The 9,551-nt window shown below is 41.5% G+C and carries 10 protein-coding genes and 3 pseudogenes; 8 read left to right on the forward strand and 5 right to left on the reverse strand.

The window, feature by feature from the left end:
* Positions 1-296 (forward strand): phosphopantetheine-binding protein (locus PI95_RS33345; RefSeq protein WP_236117303.1); only part of this gene is annotated, 296 nt, incomplete at its 5' end.
* A gap of 57 nt (positions 297-353) precedes the next feature.
* Here PI95_RS33345 and PI95_RS33350 read toward each other — a convergent pair.
* From PI95_RS33350 to PI95_RS33360, 4 genes are all read right to left on the reverse strand, one after another.
* A complete protein-coding gene (locus PI95_RS33350) occupies positions 354-605 on the reverse strand; it encodes a hypothetical protein (RefSeq protein WP_236117304.1) in 252 nt (83 codons plus the stop codon).
* A gap of 93 nt (positions 606-698) precedes the next feature.
* Positions 699-977, reverse strand: coding sequence for a hypothetical protein (locus tag PI95_RS35440; protein ID WP_201280712.1), 279 nt, complete (start codon positions 975-977; stop codon positions 699-701).
* A gap of 37 nt (positions 978-1,014) precedes the next feature.
* A complete protein-coding gene (locus PI95_RS35445) occupies positions 1,015-1,221 on the reverse strand; it encodes a hypothetical protein (RefSeq protein ID WP_201280713.1) in 207 nt (68 codons plus the stop codon).
* Positions 1,222-1,235: 14 nt separating this feature from the next.
* The gene (locus tag PI95_RS33360) at positions 1,236-2,255 is read right to left on the reverse strand and encodes a PDDEXK nuclease domain-containing protein (RefSeq protein WP_039754586.1); all 1,020 of its coding nucleotides are present in this window, start codon (positions 2,253-2,255) and stop codon (positions 1,236-1,238) included.
* Between the two features lie 126 nt (positions 2,256-2,381).
* Here PI95_RS33360 and PI95_RS33365 point away from each other — a divergent pair, with 126 nt between their 5' ends.
* The 7 genes and pseudogenes from PI95_RS33365 to PI95_RS33390 all read left to right on the forward strand — a co-directional run bounded on the left by PI95_RS33365 (position 2,382) and on the right by PI95_RS33390 (position 9,010).
* The gene (locus PI95_RS33365) at positions 2,382-3,596 is read left to right on the forward strand and encodes a DNA cytosine methyltransferase (RefSeq protein WP_163519426.1); all 1,215 of its coding nucleotides are present in this window, start codon (positions 2,382-2,384) and stop codon (positions 3,594-3,596) included.
* A gap of 173 nt (positions 3,597-3,769) precedes the next feature.
* A complete protein-coding gene (deoC, locus tag PI95_RS33370) occupies positions 3,770-4,444 on the forward strand; it encodes a deoxyribose-phosphate aldolase (protein WP_039754588.1) in 675 nt (224 codons plus the stop codon).
* A gap of 136 nt (positions 4,445-4,580) precedes the next feature.
* Positions 4,581-5,180, forward strand: a pseudogene (gene recO / locus PI95_RS37360) (DNA repair protein RecO); the annotation flags it as partial.
* 108 nt (positions 5,181-5,288) lie between these two features.
* A pseudogene (locus PI95_RS37365) lies at positions 5,289-5,627 on the forward strand (DNA repair protein RecO); the annotation flags it as partial.
* Complete coding sequence (locus PI95_RS33380; protein WP_039754593.1) at positions 5,611-7,224, forward strand: MFS transporter; 1,614 nt, start codon at positions 5,611-5,613, stop codon at positions 7,222-7,224. The pseudogene PI95_RS37365 and the gene PI95_RS33380, both read left to right, overlap by 17 nt.
* Positions 7,225-7,600: 376 nt before the next feature.
* Positions 7,601-8,749 (forward strand): glycosyltransferase family 4 protein, encoded by a 1,149-nt coding sequence (locus tag PI95_RS33385; protein ID WP_039754596.1) that lies wholly within the window; start codon positions 7,601-7,603, stop codon positions 8,747-8,749.
* Between the two features lie 39 nt (positions 8,750-8,788).
* Complete coding sequence (locus tag PI95_RS33390; RefSeq protein ID WP_039754597.1) at positions 8,789-9,010, forward strand: hypothetical protein; 222 nt, start codon at positions 8,789-8,791, stop codon at positions 9,008-9,010.
* Positions 9,011-9,098: 88 nt separating this feature from the next.
* On the opposite strand, the pseudogene PI95_RS37080 reads toward PI95_RS33390, so the two are convergent.
* Positions 9,099-9,428 (reverse strand): annotated as a pseudogene (locus PI95_RS37080) (acyltransferase); the annotation flags it as partial.
* Positions 9,429-9,551 lie beyond the last annotated feature (123 nt).

Raw genomic sequence — 9,551 nt, forward strand, 5'->3', positions numbered from 1 at the left:
GACTATTTTTGATGAAGCCTGTCCCCATTTGTCTAGGGAAGGACTCGCCCACAAGCTTGAAGCGATCGCATGATTCATACTTTGATTCAGCAACGCCGAGGATTTCTTCCGGTTTTAGTCGTGTCACTACTGATCCAAAAGTAAATCCTCTAGGTATAGATGAAATAGATCAAGTTGAATTCTTGATAGCTATAGAAGAAGAATTCGGGATAGAAATTGCTGAAGGATACTTTTTAAATGAGTACGTAACTGTTAAACAAATGATTGATTATATCAGGAAAATTTTGCCAAAATAAGTTTTAATTCTTTAACCTACTAGGTTATTTTTATTGATTCCAATATCTCCGCTGCCTTTAAAATCCGTCCATATCAATTTCAGAGTATGCAGCTACTAATTCAGGAGGAGTAGTAGCAGCTTGCTTATCAATAAGTTCTAACAAAGCTTTATTGCAGCGTTCCGCAATTTCTGGATATTTATTGGCGTACCATCCAAGTGATGTAACAAGACAAGGTTCGCTAATATCAAAGCCGAGTTTCATCAGTTCTTCAGTTTCTTCCAAAGCTTGATGAAATATTGCATCAAGGTCAACAAAAGTTTCAGACATAGTTATAATCCTTGTTAGGCTGCTCGAAATATTGACTTGGAATGTGCAAACTGTCTAAAGCAATTGATTAACAATAATACAATTGTATCTAAATCATTGTTGAGCTAGCCGTTGAATATGAGCAATAATTTCATCTTTGCTGATAATTTGCTCTGGCAGTACAAGCCAGCTACGGTAAAGATATACTGTATAACCTAACTGCCTTGTTTTACGCCCGTCTATTGATTTTCCCCAACGGTCTGGGTATATAAACCAGCGGGTACTCAGTCGTCTTGGAGGGATAGCGCCCCATGCAACCTGAGTTCCTGGACAATACCAAATAATGGCAGATGGTGGGTTTATCCATTGCTTGCTTTCTACTTCGCCACACATCCACCCTCTGTACGCACGGGGTAGTATACGGGGATCTTCAACCCGAACTGAAACAATGAATGATTGATATCCAAAACAGCTTGCGCTGACTGTCAGTGCTATACACAGGAATATCTTCATCAGTTCCAAATTGGGTAATGATAGACTCCCCTGCATTGATACCGCGATTTCTTAACCCCCTACGGACTATTTCAACTGCACGTTTTCCTTCAGCTAAGAAGTTTTCCCAATCAGATGAGGACATAATAAAAATTAAATTTACGATTCTGACTTATTTTCTCTTTCAATATCCACCGTTTCCAACTCAGCTTCTAACTGTTCAATTGTGGGCAAATTACCTTGCAAACCTTTTGGCAAATTATTCCTTAACTGATATACAGAAATACCAATTGGCTTATTCATGTCTCGCAGGGAATATTCAGCAATTACCTTATTTTTGCTTTTACACAAAATTATCCCAATTGTCGGCTGGTCATCTGGATGTCTCAACAAATCGTCCATTGCACTAACATAGAAATTCATTTTGCCTGAAAATTCTGGTTTTAACTCTTCAATTTTTAGGTCAATTACTACAAAACAGCGTAAACGCAAGTGGTAAAATAATAAGTCTATATAAAAGTCTTCACCGCCAACTTCAAGATGATATTGGCTACCGACAAAAGCAAATCCAACTCCTAACTCTAATAAAAAGTCGCGTATGTGGTTGATTAAAGCGCGTTCTAAATCACGTTCAAAAATCTCCTCTTCCAAGTTTAGAAAATCAAACGAGTAAGGGTCTTTCAACAACTGTTGTGCTAGTTCTGATTGCGGTTTGGGGAGTGTACGGTCAAAGTTAGTAATAGCTTTACCCTGACGGTGGTACAACTGGCTTTCAATTTGATGGACTAAAACATTACGACTCCAGCCATGTTGTATAGTTTGTTTTATGTACCATTCACGCTCCACTGAGTCTTTCACAGTATCCAATATACGGACATTATGACCCCAAGGAATTTGTGCAACAAGCTGTTGCACAAATTGCTCGTCAGGGTAAGCTTGGGCAAATGCTCGCATATACTTGAGATTGCGAAGCGAGAAGCCTTTGATTTCTGGAAAAGCTTGTTGCAAGTCAGTTGCAATCCGGTTGATTACTTTTGCTCCCCAACCTTGCTGCTGTCTCTGAAGAATATCTCGCCCAATTTGCCAGTAAAGTAATACTAACTCTTTGTTGACAGCAACAGCTGCCCGTATTTGAGCGTGAGAAATCCGTGTTTTCAGTTCACGCTCGAAAGTCATCATAACCGAGGATATCAGAGGTGCTAGCTTGTGATAAGTCGAATTTATCTTCTTTTGGCATAAAACTTGCAATTAGCAGCGGAATATGGCGCTAATATACTTTAGTTTAGAACAAGCAGCGTTAATGTGATGACAAGCGATCGCCCTTCCATCTTTTCCTTTTTTGCCGGCTCTGGTTTCCTTGATTTAGGTTTTGAAAACAGCGGTTTTAATATTGTTTATGTCAATGAACTTTTTTCCCCTTTTATGTCAGCATACCGCTATTCACGGCAGGCTCTGAATCTGCCATTACCGAAATACGGTTATCATTATGGGGAAGAAGCAGATGTAACCAAACTTATTGAAGGTTTACCAGCACAACGTCTGCGAGAGTTAGTAAAAGACTGCCGCCAATCTAATAATATTATTGGCTTTATTGGTGGTCCTCCCTGTCCTGATTTTTCTGCTGGTGGTAAAAACAAAGGACGTTTAGGAGATAATGGCAAACTTTCAGCTTCCTATGTTGAATTAATTTGCCAACAACAACCTGATTTCTTTTTATTTGAGAACGTCAAAGGATTGTGGAAAACTACAAAACATCGTTTATTTTTTGAAGCGCTGAAACAACAATTACAGCAAGCTGGTTATGTATTAACAGAGCGTTTAATTAATGCGATTGAATATGGTGTACCTCAAGATAGAGAAAGAATTATTCTTATAGGTTTCCGAAAAAAACTTATTCCAGATATGGGAATAATACTTCACAGTGAAAATATTCTTCCTGAAAATGTCTTTCCTTGGGAAAAGCATATTTTATATCCTAAAGATAAAGTCTTTTCTTACCCTTGGGGGATGCGTGAATTATTTAAAGAAGATTCTATACTGTCATGTCCTGATGGGATTCCTGAAGAACTAACTGTTGAATACTGGTTTAGAAAAAATGATGTATTAAATCATGCCAATTCAAAACACTATTTTCAACCAAGGGCTGGTATAAAAAAATTTGCTGTTGTTGATGAAGGAGATGATTCCAAAAAGTCTTACAAACGTCTTCACCGATGGCGTTATTCTCCTACAGCTTGTTATGGCAATAATGAAGTACATTTGCATCCTTACAAAGTTAGAAGAATTTCTGTAGCGGAAGCTTTAGCGATACAATCTTTACCTGCAAATTTTGTGCTTCCAGAGAATATGACGTTGACGAATATGTTTAAAACTATTGGTAATGGTGTACCATATCTAGCTGCAAAAAAGTTAGGGCAAACTATCCTTGACTTTTTAGCAACAGGCGATGGTCGATTTGGGGGCGATCGCTACGGCACGCTAGGTGAGCGATCGCTGCGGCTTTTCATTTTCTTACCCTGACGAGTGCCGAATGTCAACTTAAAGACTGAGACTAATAAAGAGCGAAACTACCCTCAACACTCAATAAGCTGTCACATACTCAAGAAAAATGTCACGAATTATGGTTTAATTTAATAAAAATGTCTTTATTAATCTAAATAAAGTTTAATAATCAATTACTGGTAAAAGTAACAATGGCAGCAGATTATCCAGACATTGATATTGCGCCATACATCGATCATGCGCTGCTGATGCCCACGGCTACAAGCGAGCACGTTAAGCAATGGTGTGAAGAAGCAGACAGATTTGGCTTTGCAGCGGTTTGCGTCTACCCCGTCCATGTCAAGCAAGCGGCGGAACTCCTCCACGGCAAAAATCCTAAAGTCTGTACGGTGATTGGCTTTCCTACTGGCGCGACGACTTCGGCTGCGAAGTTGTTTGAAGCTCAAGAAGCACTCGAAAATGGTGCTGCTGAGTTGGATGTGGTAATTAATTTGGGCTGGTTGAAAGCTGGCAAAACTGAGGAAATACATCGGGAAATTGCCGAAATTTGCGAAGCCGCTGGGCAAAAAGTCAAGGTAATATTGGAAACTAATCTGCTGACGGATACGGAGAAAAGCGTGGCAGCAGAAATAGCTATGGATGCAGGGGCAGCATTTCTCAAAACCTGTACAGGCTGGAATGGTGGTGCGACAGTGGCAGATGTACGACTTTTGAAAGAAGTGGCACGAGAAAGAGTGGGAATTAAAGCTTCAGGAGGAATTCGTACCGCCTCGCAAGCTTTAGACTTAATTGTAGCGGGTGCAACTAGATTAGGCACTTCTCGCGGTATCGATTTGATCCGCCAGCGCGATACCCTGGAATCATAGAGAGTAGTTATTTGTTTTTTGTTGGTTGTTAGTCGTTAGTTGTTAGTCGTTAGTGGATTTTCTTTGACTACTAACTACTAACTACTAACCACTAACTACTAACCACTAACTACTAACCGACTTTGACCAATGACTAATGAGTAGAACTTATAAAGCAACTGGGATTAATCTGAAAACCCAGGCGTTTGGCGAAGCCGATAGGCTAGTGACAATTTTGACACGAGAGTTTGGTTTGATTCGAGCAATTGCTCCAGGGGCACGCAAGCACAAATCAAGCCTTGGTGGTAGGAGCGGGATGTTTGTTGTAAATGAACTACTGATTGCCCAAGGGCGATCGCTTGACAAAATTACACAAGCGCAAACTATAAAAACTTATCCAGGTCTTGGTAAAGACTTAGGAAAACTAGCTGCTAGTCAGTATTTAGCAGAAATTGTATTATGTCAAGCTCTAAGCGAACAACCCCAAGAGGAATTGTATGAGTTACTCAATGAACATCTGGGTAGGTTGGAAGCGATACCCACCACACAAGTAAAAAGTATTTTCGCTCATCTGGCACATGCTGTATTTCACCTTTTAGCGAATTCAGGACTCACCCCCCAAGTGCAAGTTTGTTGCTTGACTCAAAGTCCCTTAATACCAGACTTTTTAGACCCCAACCCTCAGGTAGGATTTAGTGTCTCTGCTGGTGGAACAGTTAGTTTACAAGCTTTGGAGCGCTTGCGAAAAGAAGGGGAGAAAGGGAGAGGGGGGGAGTGGGAGAGAGGGGGACAAGGGGAGGACACTTCCGTGCGGGGGTGGAGGAGTGAGGAACGTGTCCGTGGACAAGGGGGACTCCTTGGAGACAAGGAGACAAGGAGACAAGGAGACAAGGAGAATAATTCTTTTTCCCCCCCCATCTCCCCATCCCCCCCTCTCCCCATCTCCCCATCCTCCCCAGGCTACGAAACCATTGTGCATCGTCAAGAAATACCAGTGCTTTCTAGCCGACTAAATGCGACAGAACTGGCTATGCTCCAGCAGTTGTCGCAACCAGAGATAATGCCTATTGATGCTGCCAATGATGGCTGGTTATCTGTTGAGCAAATTTTGCGCTTATATGCTCAATATCATTTAGGTCGTCCTATTCGCTCCGCTGCGTTGATCGATTCTTATTTTGCTGCCAACTATGATGCAACCGTCTGATTTAGAACCAAAAATCTTGCCGCGCTCCCCCAGTCACGGCAAAAAACATAATAGGACACTCAACTCATCACCACAAGCACCACATCTGAGTGCTGTTCCGAATACAAGCGATCGCCTCTATAGCCAAGAAATGTCTCCAGACGTTTCTCACAATGAGAAAAATTGGTCAAAGTCGGAAATACCAAAAAGCGATCTCACAAAAGGTGGCGAAAAAAACACAAGTGAAAATGGCAAAATTGATACTTCTGAGCATAAGCCATTAACCTCTACAAATGGCAAAGAACCGCCAGATAAAGGTGAAGCAGTATCAAGTGATGGTCAACAGGGTTTTTTGCCTGTATTCAAAAATCCTAATTTCTTAGCTCTTTGGGGTGGTCAAGTCTTCTGCCAATTGGCAGATAAAGTATATCTAGTGCTGATGATTGCTTTGATAAATACTCAGTTTCAGGCAAGCGATCAAAGTATTAGCGGTTGGGTATCAGCGCTGATGATGACTTTTACCATTCCTGCGGTGCTGTTTGGTTCTGTTGCCGGTGTGTTTGTAGACCGCTGGTCAAAAAAGGCAGTGCTAGTAGCAACGAATGTTTGGCGCGGTATTTTGGTTTTGGCAATTCCGATGCTGCTGTGGTTAACTCATGATTGGAAACCAATCGGAGTCTTGCCAGTCGGTTTTTGCATGATTTTAGTTGTAACTTTTTTGGTTTCGACGCTGACGCAGTTTTTTGCACCAGCAGAACAGGCAGCGATTCCTTTGGTAGTGAAAGAGCAAGATTTACTCTCGGCTAACTCGCTGTATACAACAACGATGATGGCATCGGTGATTGTCGGGTTTGCTGTCGGGGAACCGCTGTTAGCTTTAGCTGACCATGTTTGGCAGTTAATTGTTGGTGGTAGCGGAGGATTGGGTAAAGAACTTTTGGTGGGTGGTAGTTATGCTTTAGCTGGCATAATTTTGTTACTTTTGTCAACAAACGAAAAATCTCACTCAGATCGAGCAGAATACCCCCACGTTTTTGCTGACCTGCGTGATGGTTTTAAGTATCTAGGAGAAAATCATCGCCTTCGCAATGCTTTAATCCAACTTATTATCTTATTTTCTGTCTTTGCCGCCTTAACTGTTCTCGCGGTTCGCATGGCAGAAATAATTCCCAACTTAAAAGCCTCCCAATTCGGCTTTTTACTCGCATCTGGTGGTGTTGGTATTGCTCTTGGGGCAACCATTCTTGGTCAATTTTGTCAACGCTTTTCTTATATCCAATTAAGTGTATTTGGATGTATGGGTATGACAGCATCCTTGATTGGTTTGTCGATATTCACAACACAGTTATGGATTATCCTTTTATTAATAGCGCTGTTGGGTGTGTGTGGAGCGTTAGTCGGTATCCCCATGCAAACAGCGATCCAAAGCGAAACCCCACCCGAAATGCGTGGTAAAGTTTTTGGTCTGCAAAACAATGTGATTAATATTGCCCTCACCTTGCCCTTGGCATTGGCAGGAGTAGCAGAAACATTCGTTGGATTACAAGCTGTATTTTTGGGATTGGCAGCGATCGTCTTTTCAGGTAGTATATTAAGCTGGTATAACTTCTCTGACTAGTTATCAAAAAAAAGGAGTTATTATTCACTCTTCTGGCATTATCAATTATTTACTGAAAGCTTTTGTTTTCGTGCTAAACTGAAGTCAATAATGATTTATCAGGTACTTGCTGGGAATAAACCTGACATTAACTAGAGGCGATACATCGCATCTATGTAAGTTGTTATGAACTTATTAGGAATTAGCAACTTAAAAGTAAAGTAAAAAATCCATAAAATGCACTTTCGTAGAGCAACGTCAAATTTTGCGCTGGGAATTGGGTAATCGCGGGATTTTCTAATAAGTAAAAACCTAGCAAGTACAACAGCACAAAACACGAAAAAGAAAGGACATTTAGCTGATAGATCAAACCCGCTTTCCTGATAGCTAATAAAGAATGCGTATAGCCTGGATTGGAAAAAAATCACCCTTTTGCGGCAATGTCACCTACAGTCGGGAAATCACAAATGCCTTGCTAGACAGGGGACATCAAGTTAGTTTCCTTCACTTCGCCCAAGAAGAATCTCAACCCGACAGCTGGCCCAATTGCCCAGAGGTTCCGCTACCCTTCATTTACAAGTCCCAGGTTTACACAATTCCGACTTTTAAAGCGACCAAGGTTTTAACTCAGTCGTTAAAGCGCATCAAGCCGGATGTAGTTCATGCTTCTTTGACTTTATCTCCGCTTGACTTTGTTCTGCCAGAAATCTGTGAAGAACTGAATTTGCCCTTAGTTGCCACTTTCCACACACCGTTTGCTGGCAAAGGAGCAAAACTGATATCAGGAACACAACTTTTGGCGTATCAACTTTATGCGCCTTTTTTGGGTAACTACGATCGCGTGATTGTATTTTCTCAAATACAGCGAGAATTACTAGCACGTATGGGTGTGCCAGAAGAAAATATTGCCGTAATTCCCAACGGTGTGGATACTGCCAAGTATTGTCCGGGGACTTCTAAAATCAAAGCAGAATTTAAAGCAGAACGCTTGTTTGTTTATCAAGGTCGCATTGCCCCAGAGAAAAACGTCGAAGCCCTCCTCCGCGCTTGGAAACAAGCAGAAATGCGCTTTGATAGTAAATTGCTGATTGTCGGTGATGGTCCATTGAAATCTTCTTTAGAAACCTTTTATGGTTCCGAATATGGCGTAAGCTGGTTAGGGTTTATTGCCAACGAAAATCGGCGCATAGAAATTTTACGCGGTGCAGATGTATTTATTTTGCCTTCCTTGGTAGAGGGACTTTCGCTGTCTTTGTTAGAAGCAATGGCAGTGGGAAGCGCGTGTTTAGCGACAGATGTCGGCGCAGATGGCGAAGTATTAGAAAAGGGTGCTGGTGTAATTCTTAATACTAAAACAGTGCGATCGCAATTAAAAACTTTTTTGCCACTTTTCCAAGACCATCCGGAGTTAACAACTTTGTTAGGGCAAAAAGCCAGAAAGCGAGTACTAGAACGATATACCCTCAGTAATAATATCACTCGACTCGAAGAACTTTATACTAATGTTTTAATACAGCCCCGCGTGCAATTTAGTCGCGGAGCGTAGGCAAGACAAGAAAACAAGGGCGACGGGCGTGCGGACTCCTTGGAGGACAAGGGAGACAAGGAGGACAAGGGGGCAAGGAGAATTCAAAATTTAATACTCTCTTTAGCTTGGTGTTACACCACCGACTGGACGGCGTACGCGGTAAAGACTGTTGATGCGGTGTTAGGTAAAGAGTTTTGTTTTGTGCGATCGCGTAAAGCAACGTTAGTAACTACTTGGGGGTTCCAAAAAGTCAGACAAAATTGGACAGCCTTCATCTGAGTGACTCGTGGGGTGTTGCGGATCTGGTAAACAAGGCTGTCCAATTTTGTCCAGTTTTAGTGCAGGGGGTGTCCGAATTCTTCAAACATCAAGCTGTGCCGGCTCCCGAACTTGTTTTAATAACTTTTGCGGGTACTCCAACAGCAATGGAAAAGGGAGGAATATCTTTGTTAACAACTGCTCCAGCACCGATGACACTTCCTTTACCAATAGTCACTCGATCTAAAATTCTAACTCCAGAGCCTATCCAACATTTGTCTTGAATTTCAATTCCTTCACGGCTTAATCCATGCTCTCTGTGATTGTTAGCGTAAATGCTTGTATGGGATGCAATGAGGCATTCCTTACCAATTTTTATATGACCAGGACCAGCCATACAAACGTAGGGACCTAAGTAGGAACCATCACCAATATCAATCAGACAATCAGAAACAGTAGCTTTGATACAGCAGATTCGGGGTTTATGAGGTACAGTAGCAGCAGTTTATAAACCAATTTTTGAGATGTTCAGGATTAATTAAATAAGCGTGCTATTTTTATT

The sequence above is a fragment of the Hassallia byssoidea VB512170 genome (assembly GCF_000817785.2).
GTDB classification, from domain to species: domain Bacteria; phylum Cyanobacteriota; class Cyanobacteriia; order Cyanobacteriales; family Nostocaceae; genus Hassallia; species Hassallia carrinoi.

Bases quoted from the DNA above. Each gene is read 5' to 3' on its own strand.
- PI95_RS33380 (WP_039754593.1), top strand. From the start codon at position 5,611: ATGATGCAACCGTCTGATTTAGAACCAAAAATCTTGCCGCGCTCCCCC.
- PI95_RS33385 (WP_039754596.1), top strand. From the start codon at position 7,601: ATGCGTATAGCCTGGATTGGAAAAAAATCACCCTTTTGCGGCAATGTC.
- PI95_RS33365 (WP_163519426.1), top strand. From the start codon at position 2,382: ATGACAAGCGATCGCCCTTCCATCTTTTCCTTTTTTGCCGGCTCTGGT.
- deoC (WP_039754588.1), top strand. From the start codon at position 3,770: ATGGCAGCAGATTATCCAGACATTGATATTGCGCCATACATCGATCAT.
- PI95_RS33360 (WP_039754586.1), bottom strand. From the start codon at position 2,255: ATGATGACTTTCGAGCGTGAACTGAAAACACGGATTTCTCACGCTCAA.
- PI95_RS33350 (WP_236117304.1), bottom strand. From the start codon at position 605: ATGTCTGAAACTTTTGTTGACCTTGATGCAATATTTCATCAAGCTTTG.
- PI95_RS35445 (WP_201280713.1), bottom strand. From the start codon at position 1,221: ATGTCCTCATCTGATTGGGAAAACTTCTTAGCTGAAGGAAAACGTGCA.
- PI95_RS35440 (WP_201280712.1), bottom strand. From the start codon at position 977: ATGTGTGGCGAAGTAGAAAGCAAGCAATGGATAAACCCACCATCTGCC.